General features: G+C 59.3%; 1 pseudogene. It reads right to left on the reverse strand.

The annotated features are described in order from the left end of the window. Positions 1-369 (reverse strand): annotated as a pseudogene (locus AC2JF9_RS09625) (hypothetical protein); the annotation flags it as partial. Between the last annotated feature and the right edge of the window lie 58 nt (positions 370-427).

Consider the following 427-nt stretch of genomic DNA (forward strand, 5'->3'; position numbering starts at 1 on the left):
GTCGGTGATGGCGCCGGCCTCTGCCAAGCGCGAATAGTCTTCGACGATGCTCATCAGGCGATCGCCGCGGTGCTGTGCAGCGAACGAAATCACGGTCGTGGTACCACCGAATGCTGCTGAGCGGGTGGCTGTCTCGAATGTATCGGCGTTCATGAGCCCGCCGCCCGACAACTGCTCGATATGGCAGTGTGCATCCACTCCGCCAGGCAGGACCAGCTTCCCTGAGGCATCGATCTCTTCACGCCCCTCGGCGAGGCCCTGTCCCAGAGCAATGATCCTGCCGTTGCTGATGGCGACATCCATCGTCGAAACGCCTTCGGTCGTCGCGACGCTCCCGCTTCTGACTACCAGGTCGTATCCAGTCGCCATTACCCCTCCAGGGAGTTTAGGATTGTATTACAATACAGCTTGTATACAGTCGGTATTG

This window comes from Lactobacillus sp. C449L (assembly GCF_059900815.1).